This is a genomic window from Klebsiella huaxiensis (assembly GCF_003261575.2).
GTDB classification, from domain to species: Bacteria; Pseudomonadota; Gammaproteobacteria; order Enterobacterales; family Enterobacteriaceae; genus Klebsiella; species Klebsiella huaxiensis.
Genome location: NZ_CP036175.1, coordinates 3,092,936 through 3,107,000, shown reverse-complemented (window position 1 = coordinate 3,107,000; position 14,065 = coordinate 3,092,936). Strand labels below are relative to the sequence as shown.

General features: G+C 54.8%; 17 protein-coding genes. 8 read left to right on the top strand and 9 right to left on the bottom strand.

Annotation, left to right across the window (positions count from 1 at the left end; translation table 11 throughout):
* The 4 genes from DA718_RS14975 to DA718_RS14960 are packed head-to-tail and all read right to left on the bottom strand — an operon-like array spanning nucleotide 1 to nucleotide 3,309.
* The gene (locus tag DA718_RS14975; protein ID WP_167492769.1) at nucleotides 1-660 is read right to left on the bottom strand and encodes a methionine ABC transporter permease; all 660 of its coding nucleotides are present in this window, start codon (nucleotides 658-660) and stop codon (nucleotides 1-3) included.
* Nucleotides 657-1,448, bottom strand: a complete 792-nt coding sequence (locus DA718_RS14970) for a methionine ABC transporter ATP-binding protein (protein WP_112215029.1) — start codon at nucleotides 1,446-1,448, stop codon at nucleotides 657-659. Before DA718_RS14970 ends, DA718_RS14975 begins: the two co-directional genes overlap by 4 nt.
* The gene (locus DA718_RS14965) at nucleotides 1,445-2,251 is read right to left on the bottom strand and encodes a MetQ/NlpA family ABC transporter substrate-binding protein (RefSeq protein WP_112215007.1); all 807 of its coding nucleotides are present in this window, start codon (nucleotides 2,249-2,251) and stop codon (nucleotides 1,445-1,447) included. The genes DA718_RS14970 and DA718_RS14965 overlap by 4 nt, the downstream gene beginning before the upstream one ends.
* 29 nt (nucleotides 2,252-2,280) lie before the next feature.
* Nucleotides 2,281-3,309, bottom strand: a complete 1,029-nt coding sequence (locus tag DA718_RS14960; RefSeq protein WP_112215006.1) for an isopenicillin N synthase family dioxygenase — start codon at nucleotides 3,307-3,309, stop codon at nucleotides 2,281-2,283.
* Nucleotides 3,310-3,583: 274 nt separating this feature from the next.
* On the opposite strand from DA718_RS14960, the gene DA718_RS14955 reads away from it, so the two are divergent.
* Nucleotides 3,584-3,859 (top strand): VF530 family protein, encoded by a 276-nt coding sequence (locus tag DA718_RS14955; protein WP_112215005.1) that lies wholly within the window; start codon nucleotides 3,584-3,586, stop codon nucleotides 3,857-3,859.
* Nucleotides 3,860-3,904: 45 nt separating this feature from the next.
* On the opposite strand, the gene DA718_RS14950 is transcribed toward DA718_RS14955, so the two are convergent.
* Nucleotides 3,905-4,093 carry a hypothetical protein gene (locus DA718_RS14950; protein ID WP_112215004.1) on the bottom strand — a complete coding sequence of 63 codons (189 nt, stop codon included), beginning with the start codon at nucleotides 4,091-4,093 and terminating at the stop codon, nucleotides 3,905-3,907.
* A 134-nt stretch (nucleotides 4,094-4,227) separates the two neighbouring features.
* On the bottom strand, nucleotides 4,228-4,437 hold the full coding sequence (locus DA718_RS14945) for a YdgH/BhsA/McbA-like domain containing protein (protein ID WP_110274717.1): 210 nt from the start codon (nucleotides 4,435-4,437) through the stop codon (nucleotides 4,228-4,230).
* A 337-nt stretch (nucleotides 4,438-4,774) separates the two neighbouring features.
* Here DA718_RS14945 and DA718_RS14940 point away from each other — a divergent pair, with 337 nt between their 5' ends.
* The 6 genes from DA718_RS14940 to DA718_RS14915 are packed head-to-tail and all read left to right on the top strand — an operon-like array spanning nucleotide 4,775 to nucleotide 9,136.
* Nucleotides 4,775-5,515, top strand: coding sequence for an amino acid ABC transporter ATP-binding protein (locus DA718_RS14940; RefSeq protein WP_112215003.1), 741 nt, complete (start codon nucleotides 4,775-4,777; stop codon nucleotides 5,513-5,515).
* Nucleotides 5,516-5,523: 8 nt separating this feature from the next.
* The gene (locus tag DA718_RS14935; protein ID WP_112215002.1) at nucleotides 5,524-6,222 is read left to right on the top strand and encodes an amino acid ABC transporter permease; all 699 of its coding nucleotides are present in this window, start codon (nucleotides 5,524-5,526) and stop codon (nucleotides 6,220-6,222) included.
* Between the two features lie 9 nt (nucleotides 6,223-6,231).
* Nucleotides 6,232-6,984 carry an amino acid ABC transporter permease gene (locus DA718_RS14930; protein WP_112215001.1) on the top strand — a complete coding sequence of 251 codons (753 nt, stop codon included), beginning with the start codon at nucleotides 6,232-6,234 and terminating at the stop codon, nucleotides 6,982-6,984.
* On the top strand, nucleotides 6,974-7,816 hold the full coding sequence (locus DA718_RS14925) for a transporter substrate-binding domain-containing protein (protein WP_112215000.1): 843 nt from the start codon (nucleotides 6,974-6,976) through the stop codon (nucleotides 7,814-7,816). Before DA718_RS14930 ends, DA718_RS14925 begins: the two co-directional genes overlap by 11 nt.
* 4 nt (nucleotides 7,817-7,820) lie before the next feature.
* A complete protein-coding gene (locus DA718_RS14920) occupies nucleotides 7,821-8,348 on the top strand; it encodes an L-2-amino-thiazoline-4-carboxylic acid hydrolase (protein WP_112214999.1) in 528 nt (175 codons plus the stop codon).
* Nucleotides 8,348-9,136 (top strand): pyrroline-5-carboxylate reductase family protein, encoded by a 789-nt coding sequence (locus DA718_RS14915; RefSeq protein WP_112214998.1) that lies wholly within the window; start codon nucleotides 8,348-8,350, stop codon nucleotides 9,134-9,136. The genes DA718_RS14920 and DA718_RS14915 overlap by 1 nt, the downstream gene beginning before the upstream one ends.
* Here the strand turns inward: DA718_RS14915 and DA718_RS14910 are convergent.
* On the bottom strand, nucleotides 9,133-10,089 hold the full coding sequence (locus tag DA718_RS14910) for an AraC family transcriptional regulator (protein ID WP_112214997.1): 957 nt from the start codon (nucleotides 10,087-10,089) through the stop codon (nucleotides 9,133-9,135). The two genes, DA718_RS14915 and DA718_RS14910, sit on opposite strands and share 4 nt — an antisense overlap.
* Before the next feature lie 108 nt (nucleotides 10,090-10,197).
* Here DA718_RS14910 and DA718_RS14905 point away from each other — a divergent pair, with 108 nt between their 5' ends.
* Nucleotides 10,198-11,397: an MFS transporter gene (locus DA718_RS14905; protein WP_112214996.1), complete on the top strand. Its 1,200-nt coding sequence runs from the start codon at nucleotides 10,198-10,200 to the stop codon at nucleotides 11,395-11,397.
* Nucleotides 11,398-11,648: 251 nt separating this feature from the next.
* On the opposite strand, the gene DA718_RS14900 is transcribed toward DA718_RS14905, so the two are convergent.
* The gene (locus tag DA718_RS14900; protein WP_112214995.1) at nucleotides 11,649-13,106 is read right to left on the bottom strand and encodes a leucyl aminopeptidase family protein; all 1,458 of its coding nucleotides are present in this window, start codon (nucleotides 13,104-13,106) and stop codon (nucleotides 11,649-11,651) included.
* A gap of 3 nt (nucleotides 13,107-13,109) precedes the next feature.
* Entirely contained in the window at nucleotides 13,110-14,063 is a 954-nt protein-coding gene (locus DA718_RS14895) for a glycosylasparaginase (protein WP_112214994.1), read from the bottom strand.
* Between the last annotated feature and the right edge of the window lie 2 nt (nucleotides 14,064-14,065).

The following is a 14,065-nucleotide window of genomic DNA, read 5'->3' as shown; positions in this document are numbered from 1 at the left end:
CTAACGTCGGTGCGCTAAACCGCGTACCAGACGGTCGCCGGCCATCTGTACGCCCTGCACGAGGGCGACCAGAATCAGTACGGTGCCGACCATCACCTCGTTATTGAAGCGTTGATAACCGTAACGAATCGCCAGGTCCCCCAGCCCGCCGCCGCCAATCACGCCCGCCATTGAGGAAAAACCGATCAGCATCACGATGGTCAGCGTGATGCCCGCCAGCAGCGTCGGCAACGCTTCCGGCAACAGCGATTTAAAGATGACGTGCCAGATATTGCCGCCCATAGACAAAATCGCCTCGATACGCCCGTAATCCACTTCATCCAGTGCATTTTCCGTCAGGCGAGCAAAAAACGGAAAAGCGCCGATAGTGACTGGAACCACCGCAGCGGTACTGCCGAGAGTGGTGCCGATAATCAGCCGGGTAAAAGGGATCAGCGCAATCAGCAGAACGATAAACGGCAGCGAACGCCCAAAGTTGATAATCGCGCCCAATATGGCGTTGACCTTCGGCATGGGCGCAAGGCCGTTGCGGCGTGAAACAAACAGCAGCACGCCGGTAGGTAGTCCGAGCACCACGGTAAACAGCGCCGCCAGACCGACCATATAAACGGTATCTACCGTGCCCTGGAGCAATAGCGGCCAAAGATCATCCCAACTCATGCTACTCCGCATAAAGGCCTCCCGTGAAATCCGTGGCGGGCGAGAAAATCCCGCTCCGCCTGAGGATCGTGAAGCAGTGATTGCCGCAGCCGCGACCAGGGGGCCACCAGTAGATCGGCAATTCTCCCGCTTTCAATAATTTCACCGTGCTCCAGCAACGCCGCGTGGTCACATAAGGTTTTCACCACTTCCAGCTCATGGGTAATCAGTACGATGGTGAGGTTCAGCTGTTGATTGATGTCCGCCAGCAGGCTAAGTACCGAGGTTGTGGTCTCGGGGTCAAGGGCGCTGGTCGCCTCATCGCACAGCAGCACATCCGGCCTTGCCGCCAGCGCGCGGGCAATGCCCACACGTTGTTTTTGCCCGCCGGAAAGCTGAGACGGGAAGGCGGCGGCTTTGTCCGCCAGCCCCACCAGCTCCAGCAGCTCGGCAACGCGCGCCTGGCGGGCGGCTTTCGGCACTTTGGCTATCTCCAGCGGTACCGCCACATTGTCGGCCACGCTGCGGGCGTGCAGTAAATTAAAGTGCTGGAAGATCATCCCGGTGCGCAGCCGATACTCGCGCAATGCGCTTTTATCCATCCGGGTAATATCGTTCCCGTTCACAATAATGCGGCCCGAAGTGGGCCGCTCCAGCAAATTCAGGCAGCGTATCAGCGTACTTTTGCCTGCACCGCTGCGGCCAAGGATGCCGTAAACGGCTCCTTTCGGCACCTGCAGAGAGACATCGTTTAACGCCGGTCGGCCTGTTCCGGCATAGGTTTTACTCAGCCCGACAATCTCAATCATGACTGAGGGGCAACCGGGATCACCGAGCCGTTATATTGTTTACGGATAAATTCGGCAACCTGCGGCGAAGTGAGGTCTTTTGCCAGCGCCTTGATGCGCGGATCGTTAGCCAGCTCCGGCGTGGTCACCAGGATATTGGCATACGGGTTGTGGGTGGCGCTTTCCAGACCCAGCGCGTCTTTTGCCGGAACCAGTCCGGCTTCCAGCGCATAGTTACCGTTGATCACCGCCAGGTCGACGTCATCCAGCGAACGCGGGATTTGCGGCGATTCAATCTCAAGAATTTTCAGATGCTTCGGGTTTTCGACAATATCTTTTGGCGTCGCCAGCGTGGTCGCCGGGTCGGTGAATTTTGCCGCCAGTTTGATAAGGCCCTGGCTTTGCAGCAGGAACAGCGCGCGGCTCAGGTTGGTGGTGTTATTTGGCACCGCTACGGTGGCATTCTCAGGCAGCGATTTAAAATCTTTATGTTTGCGCGAGTAGATGCCCAACGGTTCAATATGCACGGTCGCCGCGACGGCAAAGGTCTTGCCCAACGCTTTCTCCTGATCTTTCAGATAGGGCACATGCTGGAAATAGTTAGCATCGACGTCACCGTTAGCCAGCAGTTCGTTGGCGTTCACGCCGCTGGTTAATTCGACAATTTTCAAATCGAGGCTGGGATCGATTTTTTTAATGTAGTTAAGAATTTCGGCGTGCGGTACCGGGTCGGCGGCAACACGCAGCGCGGCGGCCTGAGCGGAAGTCCACGCCAGAGAAAGAGACAGTGCGACCCCTGCCAGTTTAAATGCGGCATATTTCATTATCTTATTCCTTTTGCTTGTTGTTATGTTTAAACGATTAATTGCTCGGCGCGTTCACGAAAAACATCCTGGTAGTAGCGTTCGGCAACATCAGGATGCGAGCGCAGACGACCTTTCAGGTAATTCCAGCCCACCTCGCGCAGCAGCGGGTTTTGCGGGTCGCTATCCGGACCGAGGGCTTCGCGGGCCAGTTCGGGAGGAAGCGTATAAACGGGGACCACGGCATCCAGCTGCGCGCCGAGGAAGAAAGCAATCGACAAACGCTGCTGCTCGGCAGGCGGCGACACCACTCTGTGCACCGTGGCACGCAGATAGCCGTTGGTCGCCAGCTCCAGCAGTTCGCCGATATTCACCACAAAACTTCCCGTCAGCGGAGTCGCGTCAATCCAGCGGTCGGGTGACACTTCGACCTGCAATCCTTTTTGCTCATCCTGCAACAGGAAGCTGAGAAAACCGGAATCCTTGTGTGCGCCGACGCCTTGGGCGCTTTGCGTCTCCTGCTGGCCCGGATAGCGGATCAGCTTGATATGCTCGTTGGGTTTATCGCCATACAGGCCATCAAAGGCATCGTGCGGCAGGCGCAACGCTTCGGCAAACGCGCGCAGCAACGTGATCCCAACCTGGGTCATCTCCCGCTGCCAGTTCAGTAATGTGGGTTTGAGTGAGGGCAAGGCTTCGGGCCATAAATTTGGTCCCTGCAGGCGCTGCCAGCGCGGGGCGCGTTCGTTAAGCGTGAGTGCCGGGCGCTCGGCACCGATATCGAACTGCTCGCGCCAGTCCGGCTGACCACGGGTTAATTCCGATGCGGCGCGGTTGTAGCCACGAAAGTGTGGGGAATGGATCATCGCCACCTGCTGCTTTTGCTCATCTGCGAGGGCAAAAAACGCGCGGGACTGCTGCTGGACGGCCTGTTGCAGCGAGGCATTAACGCCATGGTTAATCAAATAGAAGAAGCCAATATCGCGCGCCGCGTGGCGCAGGTCGGCAAGGAACGCCGCTTTCTCAGCGGGGTCCGCGTAGCGGGCAAGATCCAGTATCGGTAGGGTTGTCGCGTTCATTGTGTTCTCCGAAGGCGGTGTTCAGGTATTTTCGTTTAGTCAGATTCAGGGTTCGGGGACAACAACAGCGCATAATCGATTTCTCCGTCTGGTGGTTAAAGCCAGCTTGCCTTAAGCGAAAATATTCAACCAATAACGTTCTTTTCTAATTTATGACCGTGGAGGGTTCTGTGCTTTTGCGAATTTTGGCTAAGAGGAGGGTGAGTCGGGTTGCGCACGGCGTCGGGAGCCAGTATGGTGGGCGAAATTTTTCTATTTGGGTAAAAATACGGTCATGCAGCACGCAAAAGATCCTCTGCACGGTATCACGCTGGAAGTCCTGCTCAATGCGCTGGTCGCTAAATACGGTTGGGCTGAACTGGCGAAGCGTATCAATATTAATTGCTTTAAAAGCGATCCGAGTATTAAGTCGAGCCTGAAGTTTTTACGCCGCACGCCGTGGGCGCGCAAAGAGGTGGAGGAGCTGTATATCGATTCGCTTACGGGTGTGGAGTCAGACGTTACGGATGCCCCGGCAGAGAGTCCGTGGGCGAACTGGCAGAAAAAGTAAGGAGCGCAGCGGATATTTCCGTGCACTCCTTTTGCGATGTCTTACTTACTGAAGATTACCCGCCGTCAGGCTCTCTTTATCGAAAGCATGGCTGACATCAATATGATTCTGATGTACCGCGGTATCTATATTTGAACCTGCTTCTGGTCGCGCAAAGCTATTCTCTGCGGCCATCACGGTAGATGAAAGTGTAGCGGCCAAAAGCAGTGCGGTGACCACGCTGATTTTTTTCATATTCAATTCCTTATTTCATCGTGTTGTCGCTGTCGCCTGTTCTTTTGGCGGCCCGGCAATAGTCTTATATACCCTGAATAATTCGAGTTGCAGGAAAGCCAACGCACATGCAACTTGAAGTAAGACGGGTGAGTTTATTTGGTCAGTTCAGCAGTCATATGCACGCGGTTGTTAAACTGAGCGCTGGTAATTTTGTATGACGCGCCTTGTTCTGCTGCCTGAGCGGCGATTTTTGCTTCTGCGCGGTCCAGAGTTGAGGCGCTGGCGCTAACGCTTTGTGCAAAAGAACCAAAAGAGATCATAGAGAGAGCAGCAACTGCAACGAAAGTTTTGATGGATTTCATGGTCGTATTCCTTAAGTGTTTTATCAGTGTTGGAGCGTTGTTGCCCCGATGTGATAAATAATAGACTGAGCATGCGGTGATTAAAATCGAAACAATTTGCGCATCTCTTTCAGAAAATTTGAATGATTTTAGCGTTTCAGCATTAACCCCACTGAATGGTGATGTATTGGTTACAATCCGGACTTAATACCATAACAAATATATAAAAAGTTATTTTTCGACTTTAGATATGTTTTTTTCTTGTTTGCTATCCCCTGAACCGCAGCAATATAGTTTTTACACAGCAACAAACGTCGATAAGCGGCGGATTGGAAAATATATTCACGAATATCTCATTATGATAACTCTCGATAAAATCAGTAAAAGCTTTTCCGGTGAACGGGTACTCAAAGATGTTTCACTGAGCGTAAATCCCGGCGAAATTATTTGCATTATTGGCCCGAGTGGCTCAGGGAAAACAACACTATTGCGGACGCTTAATTTTTTAGAACCCGCAGATAGCGGACAAATTAAAATAGATGATGTGGCGCTGGACTGTGCAAAGGCGGGTAAAAAGGAAATTGAAAAGCTACGCGCCAAAACTGCAATGGTTTTTCAATCGTGGAATCTTTTTCATAATCTTACCGCACTGCAAAATATCACCGAAGGTTTGATTTATGCCAAAAAGCGCTCGCGCCAGGAGGCTGAAAATATTGCCGAACGGTTATTAAAGCAGGTAGGGCTACTGCATAAGAAAGACCACTATCCTCATAGCCTTTCCGGTGGGCAAAAGCAGCGCATCGGTATTGCCCGCGCGCTGGCAATCAACCCCGCTGTACTGCTGCTGGATGAGCCGACTTCCGCGCTGGATCCGGAGAAAGTCGGCGAAGTGCTGGAACTGATACAGACGATTGCCGTCGAGGGGCAGACGATGATTATCGTCACTCACGAAATGGAGTTTGCCCGCCAGGTGGCTTCTCGGGTGGTGTTTATGGAAAACGGCGAGATTGTAGAACAGGGGCCTGCGGAGCAGATATTTGGTGCCGCGCAGCAGGGGCGAACCCGGGCGTTTCTGGCTCGTTTGCACTATCATGGCTGAGGCTCAAGATGGACAATAACGCGTTGTTTAGCTGGCAGGATATCAGCCAGATTATCCCCAAACTGCTGGAGAATTTACCGATCACTCTCGGAATGACCTTCGCCTCATTGCTGTTTGGGCTGATGCTGGCGCTGATTATCGTGGTGCTACAATTTAGTCGATTTATGCCGCTCAGGATTGTTGCGAAAGGGTATACCGATATTCTGCGCGGGGCACCGCTGGCGCTGCTGATCCTGCTGTTTTTCTTCGGTGGCAAACTTATTCTGACGGCGCTGGCGCTTCCACCGCTGTTAATTGGCGATACCACCTTTGCCATTTTATCTATCTCGGTCAGCATCAGTCCTTATTTCGCCGAGATGATCCGCTCGGCATGGAATGCAGTAGATATTGGCCAAAAGGAGGCGATCAGAAGCCTGAATATTCCCTGGCACATTGGCATTCGGCGGATTATTTTCCCTCAGGGATTAATTATTTCCATTCCCAATTTTGGTAATCTTTTAATCAATCTGGTGAAGATGACCTCTCTGGTGAATATTATTGGTATTGTCGATATTTTTGGTCGGGCACAGAAGATCTCACAAAATAGCTATGGTGCTAAACAAGTTGCGGCCTTTATTAGCGTGATAATCGTCTACTGGTTGCTGAATAGTATTATTCTCTATTTTACCACCCGTATTGAAAAGAAATATCAGTTCCTGCTGGAGTGACAGATTAACATGTTTAGCTTTGCATTTATTCGGGATAATTTTACGTTTATTTTGAGCGCACTGCCAGTGACTCTGGCGATAACGCTATTATCACTACTTTTTTCTACCCTGCTGGGGGCAGTACTTGCATATGTAATCATTCGCCAGACACCCGGCATTAAATATGTGGCAAAGATATTTATCTCTTTTGGCCGCTCGGTACCGGTGCTGGTGATGTTGTATTTCTTTTTTTATGTCTGGCCGTGGATTGCCGCCGGACTGTTTGGCGGCCCGCAGGAGAATATGTTCAGCTATAAGCTCTCGCCGCTAGTGGCGGCGGTGACCGCGCTATCGCTGATCTTCAGCGCTTATTTTGCCGAGACATTTCGGGCCGGATGGAATGCGGTTGATAAAGGGCAGCGGGAGGCCGCCTGGTCGATTGGCGTCAGCGGGTTTACCCAGTTTCGGCGGATTATCTTTCCGCAGGCAGCCGTATCCGCGCTGCCCAACTTCACCAGCGTGCTGATCGATCTGATTAAGGATACCTCGCTGGTTTATACCATCACCGTTATCGACCTGATGGCGAAAGCCAACATCGCCGCCGCACGCGGCTTCCACTTTGTCGAAGCATATTGCGTAGTGCTGGTGATTTACATCGTGTTGTGTCTGGCGATCGCCCGGGCATTGCGCAGCGTAGAAATATCTCTGAGCGCACGCTGGCGAGGAGATGCACAAAAAAGAGTGGCAACTTTATCATTTTGGGGAAAGTATTTTGAAAAATAAAACGTTACTGGTGAGTTCTCTGTTCCTGACAATGGGAATTAGCGCTGCGCAGGCTGCTGAAAAAAGCCCGACGGCGAAAACGGTAGAAGTGGTGGTGAATGCCAACGGTTTTCCTTTTAGCTTTGTTGACGATAATAACAATATTACCGGCTACGACGGCGATCTGTTGAAGGTGCTGGATCAGCGGCTGGCCAATTATAAATTTCATTTTAATGCTGTCTCGCGCGATGCGATGATAGTTGGCTTATCTACCGGGGCCTATACCCTCGCGGCGGATCACTTTTATCTCACTAAAGAGCGGGCAGAAAAATACGACCACTCCGGTGAACCGACCGGGATCAGCGATTTACGCCTGATCGTGCGCAATAACGAAAACGATATTCATAATCTTGGCGATCTTGCCAGCGGTAAGAAAAAGCTGGTGCCGATTCATACCACCGATGCACGCTATACGGTGATTGAAAACTACAATAAAAAGCACCCGACCCAGCAAATTAATCTGCAACCTAATGGTGAACAGTCCGCCGCTGATATTTTTAAAGCTGTGGCTTCAGGCGAATACGATGCGGCGATTTATCCTATTGGCGCGCTGCTGGCGTTAAATAAGGCGCTAAATCTTAACCTTAAAGCTTCGGATTCTGTCGGCTTATTCCCTAACGTCTATTTATATAAAAAGGACACTGACCCGCAGTTGATCAAAGCGATTGATGCTCAGCTGGTTGCACTGAAAAAAGACGGCACGCTTGCCGAGCTTTCACGTAAATGGTACGCCGAAGATGTTTATGCCTTACCCGGCGCCAGCGACGTTAAAGTCAATACCGACTGGGAATAAACACATGACGGAAATAACTTCAGAACCAGCGCATAACACCGCAACCCTAACCGATGAGGTGACCCTGGCGCTGCGTGCGATTACCGAAAAAAGGGCCGCAACTATCGGTTATCTGCTTGATGAAAGCCGTCAGCGCAATATCGCCGATGATTTTGCCCGGGAGGCGATTCGTCATTATGGCCGGGATATTGGGTATAAGATACGCGCGCAGATGCACGATGGACGAGATCTGGAAGCGTTCGCCACGCTGTTTACCCGTGGTCTTGAATCTCAGGTTTATGAAATGGAGCCCGTCAGCGCCAGCCGCACAGAATTTATCGTCCAGTTTCACTACTGTCCTTACGTTAACTGCTGGCGGCAGCAGGGGCGCGAGGCCCGTGAAGTTGAGACGCTGTGCGATATCTGCATGGAAGGCGATCATGCGTTAACCGACGCATTCCCGGGACTGAGGTTAGACGTACAGACCGCGCTGGCTCGCGGTGACGCAGTCTGTCGGCTGCGTTTTTATCAGTCAGAAGAGCAGGAGGCATAATGGCAAATGTTCATTTTATCGGTGCCGGGCAGATGGCGGAGGCGATTATTCGCGCGTCTTTAAGCAACGGTACGCTGCGAGCGGAAGAGATCTCGCTGGAGGATATTGATGGTGCGCGAGTTGATTATCTGCAAAACCTCTATTCGCTGCCGAAGGGGGGCGGGTTAACGGACGCTTCTCTGGTGGTATTGGGGATCCGTCCGCAGGATGATCTGACGGCGGTGGCTGACCGTGCACGTTCACAATTGACGAGGGGAACAACGGTAGTTTCATTGATTGCCGGAGTGACACTGGAAAAACTGTCCTCCCTGTTTGGCGCTGAAACGCCGATTGTCAGGGTGATCCCCAATACCTTGACCGATACCGGATTCGGCTATAGCGGCGTAACCCTAAACGCCGGGGCCAGCACGGAAGCGGTTGAGCCGTTTCTGCGCGGTTTCGGCAAAGTACTGTATCTACCGGAACGATTGATCGATATCTTCACCGGCTTTGGCGTCGCAGGTCCCAACTATATCTACTACTTTATCGAGTCCTTTACCGATGCCGGGGTGTTGGCTGGGTTGTCGCGGGCTCAGGCTACGGAAGTGGTGCGGGAAAATCTGCTCGGCGCGGTAGAGATGCTGCGCCGCAGCCAGAAGCATCCGCGTCAGCTTCTGGATATCAACAATTCACCGGCGGGAGTGGGGATTCACGGTCTGTATGAACTGAACAATAGCGATTTTGCCGCCGGGCTTCAGCGTAGCGTGCTGGCGGCGGTCAGGCGCACTCGCGAATTAGGGCAGGGCTAAAACTCTTCTCCCCGCGACAGGTCACGCAGTGCGCCCGGCGCTTTGCCGGTGATGCGCTTAAAGGCGCGGCTAAAGGCGGCATGCGAACTGTAACCCAGTTTGAAGGCCACCTTTTCCAGCGCCTGTCCCTCATGGGAGATGTACTGTACCGCCAGCCGCATGCGCAGCTCGGTCAGGTAGCGGGCAGGCGTGGTGCCGGTAGCGGAGAGAAAGCGTTCGGCAAATACCGAGCGGGAGGTTCCCGCCTCGCGAGCCAAATCTTCGACCTTCCAGTTGATTCCGGGCTGCTGATGCATGACGTAAATGGCTTTGGCCAGCTTCGGGTCGCGCAGCACCTGCACCCAACCGGTGGCATTGCCGCAACCGCACTCGACCCAGCCGCGGACGATCAGCGCGGCAACCACATCAGCAAGACGTGCCAGAATACCGGCGTAGCCTGCCTGTCGGGTGAGGGTTTCGCGTTCCATCGCCGCCAGCATCGGCTGGATCTCCGGGCGAGCGGTCAGCAGGCTGCTGACCAGCATCACTTCTGGCATCGCTTTGACCAGCGGCTGCATGCCGCCCAGTTCGAAATCCATGCAGCCGCTAAAGATAATGGCGCTGCCATTTTTCGCGTCGTCGCCCTTATTTTTAACACAACACACGGTGCTGCAAACTGGTTCGCTGGGAAGCTTCAGGACGTTCATCACCGGGGCCTGTTCATCGGAAAGCAACGCGTGGCTATCGCCGTTGGGAATAAATAACGCATCGCCGCTTTCCAGTGTGAGGCGTTGACCGCTGGCCATGCGCAGCAGCACCGGGCCCCGGCTAATAAAGTGGAACTGCGCTTTGCCGGGTACATGACTGAACTCGACGCCGAAGGGGCGAGCGGCCTCAATGCGCCGGTAGTTGACGCCGGAAAGGCGCATGCCGCGCAGCAGTTCGCTGGTGAGATCGAGAGCTTGCTGAGTCATTACATTATTCCCGGACGAATTATCAATAATTGCAGAGTATGTATCATAGATCGTCCGGCAGGAACACCCTAATCTTAACGAAATGTTAATTGTTCTGGAGAGATGTATATGAGTTCCTGCATTGCCGCTGAAGAGAGTCTGGCAAACGCTAAGCCCGCATGGCGCGCCGTCTACGCGCTGGCGCTGGGGGTGTTTGGCCTGATTGTCGCCGAGTTTCTGCCCGCCAGTTTGTTAACGCCGATGGCGGCCAGCCTCGGTGTGAGTGAAGGTATGGCGGGGCAGGCGGTGACCGCGACGGCGCTGGTGGCGTTGCTTACTGGTTTGCTGATCACTACCGCGACCAGGAATATTGATCGCCGCTGGGTGCTGATGTTCTTTTCCGTTTTACAAATCATCTCCAGCATGATGGTGGCCTTTGCCGGATCGCTTGAGTTTTTACTGCTTGGACGATTGCTGTTAGGGATTGCGATTGGTGGCTTCTGGTCGATGTCGACCGCCACCGCTATGCGCCTGGTTCCGGCGGCGATGGTACCGAAAGCGCTGGCGATCATCTTTTCTGCCGTGTCGATAGCCACCGTGGTTGCCGCGCCGCTCGGTAGCTATTTTGGTGCGCTGATAGGTTGGCGTAACGTATTTATTATCTGTGCGGTGCCGAGCGTGGCTGCGCTGTTATGGCAGCTGTGGGTATTGCCTTCGATGCGCCCGGAGAGCGCGGGCAGCTTTGCGACGCTGTTTAAGGTGCTGCGCCGTCCGGGCATGATGGGCGGGATGCTGGCGACCATCCTGATTTTCAGCGGTCATTTCGCTTTTTTTACCTATCTGCGACCGTTTCTGGAAACCGTAGCTCAGGCCAGCGTCGAAGGGGTCTCCCTGATCTTGCTGGGTTTTGGGGTCGCGAACTTTATCGGTACCTCGATTGCCGGACATTTTCTCTCCAGAAGCCTGCGCCTGACGCTGGCGCTGGTGCCGCTGGCGATGAGCGCGCTGGCGTTGCTGATGGTGACATTTGGTCACTTCGCGCTGCTGGATGGTCTGCTGGTGGCGATGTGGGGCTTTGCCTTTGGCCTGGTGCCGGTGGGTTGGTCAACGTGGCTTGCTACGACGGTACCGGATGAGGCGGAAAGCGCGGGCGGGCTGTTGGTGGCATCTATTCAATTGGCGATAGGCGCGGGTGCGGCAGGCGGAGGGGCGGTGTTCGATCTTAACGGTGCCAGCGGTGTGTTCGCCGGCAGCGGCTTGTTGCTGGTTAGTGCGATGGTAATTGTGCTGTTTGCGGTAAGAGTTAAGCCAGTGGCGAGTGAGGAGTAGATGATTCCCCGGAGGCGGTGCTGGCGCACCTGTCCGGGCTACTTTATGGCAGGTGCATCGTGGACGTTTATTGTTTGGTAGCATGGGCAAGGCACAAGGCGCCGCCCCCGAGAGGAAGGCCGCAGGGTGTCGGAACATTCCCCGGAGGCGGTGCTGACGCACCTGTCCGGGCTACTTTATGGCAGGTGCATCGTGGAAGTTTATTGTTTGGTAGCCCGGGCAAGGCGCAACGCGCCGCCCCCGGGAAGGTTTTAAACATCGCTGATATCGTTGAGCAGATGCTGAATCAGCAGCGGTATCGGCCTGCCTGAAGCCACGCTTTTACCGCCTTCACGCCACAGCGCCGTACCGCTGACGTCGAGATGGGCCCACGGGATCTCCGGTGGACAAAAATGCTGCAATAGCCACGCGGCGGAGGCACTGATCGCCGCGTTGTTGCCCGGCGTATTGCACAGGTCGGCTATCGCACTTTCGGTCTGTTTTTTCAGCCGACTGTCCAGCGGCAGCGACCAGACTTCATCCCCGCTCTCTATTCCCGCCTGAGTCAACGCCGAACGCAGGGTTTCGTTTTGGGTCATTAAACCACTGAGGTCATAACCCAGCGCCTTCACCACCGCGCCGGTCAGCGTTGCCATATCGATAATATAGCGCGCCTGCGGATGCCGCTGGCTGGCCCAGGCAATGGCGTCGGAAAGCACCAGGCGGCCTTCGGCGTCGGTATTATTGATTTCTACCGTTAAGCCATTGCAGGCCCGAGCGACGCTACCCGGCTGCATAGCGTTCGGGCCAATGGCGTTTTCCGCCAGCGCCAGTACCCCCATGACCCGCACCGGCAGCGCCAGCCTGGCGATGCTTAGTATCAATCCCAGGACGTTGGCCGCGCCGCACATATCGTACTTCATGGTGTACATTCCGGCACCTTCCTTCAGCCACAGCCCGCCGGTATCAAAGGTCACGCCTTTACCGACATAGCAGCGTACCGGGCCATCGGTGATGCCATCATAATGAATCGCCAGCAGGCGCGGCGGGCGCTCGGCGCCTTTACCGACCGCATGCAGCAGGCCGAGCCCTTGTTCAACGATGGCCTTTTCATCAAGCACTTCGCAGCGCAGAGCGGGAATATCGGCGCATAAACGTGCAGCTTCGTCCACCACATACTGCGGCGTACACTGCTCGGAAGGCAGATCTGCCAGCCGCCGTGCGGCGATCATGCCGTACGCCGTGGCCTGCTGGCGATGAGCCAGGGTTTCAAGCACGGTCTGCTGTTCAGGCAAGGCGTAAAATGAGAGCTGGCGCAGCCGCCGTTTCCCGGTATTTACCCGATGCAGTCCCAGATCGTCGAGATGCCAGTCCAGGTTAAACAGATAACGCAGTGCTTTGGTTAATGCGCCGTACGCCTCTTCCAGCGAGCAATCCAGGACAAGCGATTCACTCACCGGCGTTTTGCACAACGGGCGCAGTACCTCTGTCAGGCTGTCGTTCATCGCATCCTGCCACTGTAACCGTGGGATAACGGTAATGCGGGCGAAAGGCGAACAGCCGAAGCGGGTATCCGCGACCTCGCCGCCAGCGGCTTGTTCGGCCATTTCCGCAAGCAGAGGGCTGGCGTTTAGGGGGCAGGCGTCTAACAACGGGCTGCCGGGCCACGTCACCAGATGCGCGCCATCGCAGGTGCTATCCAGCTGATTAATTAAGCGATAATTCAACATGACTTACTCCTCAATGGGCGCACGAATACCTGCGGCATAGGCCTGCATCCATTCGTCGTCCACCGGACGGTAATGAGTTTTCTCCTGCACGCGCTCGGCGCAAAACACGGTGAGTGGCTGCGTTGCGCTAGCGACGACAAAGGAGAAGGTTTTGATATTGGTGGCCGCGCCGAATTCACCGTGACGGTTCATGCAGACCACCGAAAGATCTCCCGCGCGGCCAAAGCGTGACATCAGTTTGTCCTCCAGCTCGCTGACCACCGAGTCCGCCGCCTGCTGCGGCGTCATGCCCTGGGCCATTCGTCGTACAATTTCGTAGCTGGTACAGCCTTTCATCAGATCTTCGCCTACGCCAGTTGCCGTGGCGGCCCCGGTCTCGCTATCGCAATAAAAACCGGACCCGATAATCGGTGAGTCGCCCAGTCGCCCGCGCTTTTTCATAAACAGGCCGCTGGTGGAGGTTGCGACGCTCATTGAACCCTGTCGATCGAGGCCGATAATGCCCACGGTATCGTGACCATCATAGGGACTGAGGCCTTGATCCAGCGTTTCACGGCAGCGTTTACGATAGTGCTGCATGGCGCGATCGGTGAGCATCTCTTTGGCGGCAAATCCCTGGCTCAGCGCCCACTCTCGGGCTCCCTGACCGACCAGCAGGCTGTTATAGCGTTGGCGGCTCAGGGCGTGGGCCACTTTCACCGGATTGGCGATATCCACCAGATTGCCAACCGCGCCGAACGCCAGGGTATCGCCATTCATATAGGCGGCGTCCAGTTCGACTTCGCCGTTCTCGGTCGGCAGGCCGCCGTAGCCTACCGATTTGTACAGCGGAAAATCTTCGACTGCGGCTACCGCATTGACGACGGCGATAGAGGTTTCAGCTCCGGCGGCCAGCGCCGCAGCGGATTCCGTTACGCCTTCCAGCGCCATTCGCCAGGTGGCAATAATTCCCCACATTG

What these genes read in the sequence shown, in the direction of transcription:
- DA718_RS14975 (WP_167492769.1), bottom strand. Translation starts at nt 660, where the DNA reads ATGAGTTGGGATGATCTTTGGCCGCTATTGCTCCAGGGCACGGTAGAT.
- DA718_RS14970 (WP_112215029.1), bottom strand. Translation starts at nt 1,448, where the DNA reads ATGATTGAGATTGTCGGGCTGAGTAAAACCTATGCCGGAACAGGCCGA.
- DA718_RS14965 (WP_112215007.1), bottom strand. Translation starts at nt 2,251, where the DNA reads ATGAAATATGCCGCATTTAAACTGGCAGGGGTCGCACTGTCTCTTTCT.
- DA718_RS14960 (WP_112215006.1), bottom strand. Translation starts at nt 3,309, where the DNA reads ATGAACGCGACAACCCTACCGATACTGGATCTTGCCCGCTACGCGGAC.
- DA718_RS14955 (WP_112215005.1), top strand. Translation starts at nt 3,584, where the DNA reads ATGCAGCACGCAAAAGATCCTCTGCACGGTATCACGCTGGAAGTCCTG.
- DA718_RS14950 (WP_112215004.1), bottom strand. Translation starts at nt 4,093, where the DNA reads ATGAAAAAAATCAGCGTGGTCACCGCACTGCTTTTGGCCGCTACACTT.
- DA718_RS14945 (WP_110274717.1), bottom strand. Translation starts at nt 4,437, where the DNA reads ATGAAATCCATCAAAACTTTCGTTGCAGTTGCTGCTCTCTCTATGATC.
- DA718_RS14940 (WP_112215003.1), top strand. Translation starts at nt 4,775, where the DNA reads ATGATAACTCTCGATAAAATCAGTAAAAGCTTTTCCGGTGAACGGGTA.
- DA718_RS14935 (WP_112215002.1), top strand. Translation starts at nt 5,524, where the DNA reads ATGGACAATAACGCGTTGTTTAGCTGGCAGGATATCAGCCAGATTATC.
- DA718_RS14930 (WP_112215001.1), top strand. Translation starts at nt 6,232, where the DNA reads ATGTTTAGCTTTGCATTTATTCGGGATAATTTTACGTTTATTTTGAGC.
- DA718_RS14920 (WP_112214999.1), top strand. Translation starts at nt 7,821, where the DNA reads ATGACGGAAATAACTTCAGAACCAGCGCATAACACCGCAACCCTAACC.
- DA718_RS14915 (WP_112214998.1), top strand. Translation starts at nt 8,348, where the DNA reads ATGGCAAATGTTCATTTTATCGGTGCCGGGCAGATGGCGGAGGCGATT.
- DA718_RS14910 (WP_112214997.1), bottom strand. Translation starts at nt 10,089, where the DNA reads ATGACTCAGCAAGCTCTCGATCTCACCAGCGAACTGCTGCGCGGCATG.
- DA718_RS14905 (WP_112214996.1), top strand. Translation starts at nt 10,198, where the DNA reads ATGAGTTCCTGCATTGCCGCTGAAGAGAGTCTGGCAAACGCTAAGCCC.
- DA718_RS14900 (WP_112214995.1), bottom strand. Translation starts at nt 13,106, where the DNA reads ATGTTGAATTATCGCTTAATTAATCAGCTGGATAGCACCTGCGATGGC.
- DA718_RS14895 (WP_112214994.1), bottom strand. Translation starts at nt 14,063, where the DNA reads ATGTGGGGAATTATTGCCACCTGGCGAATGGCGCTGGAAGGCGTAACG.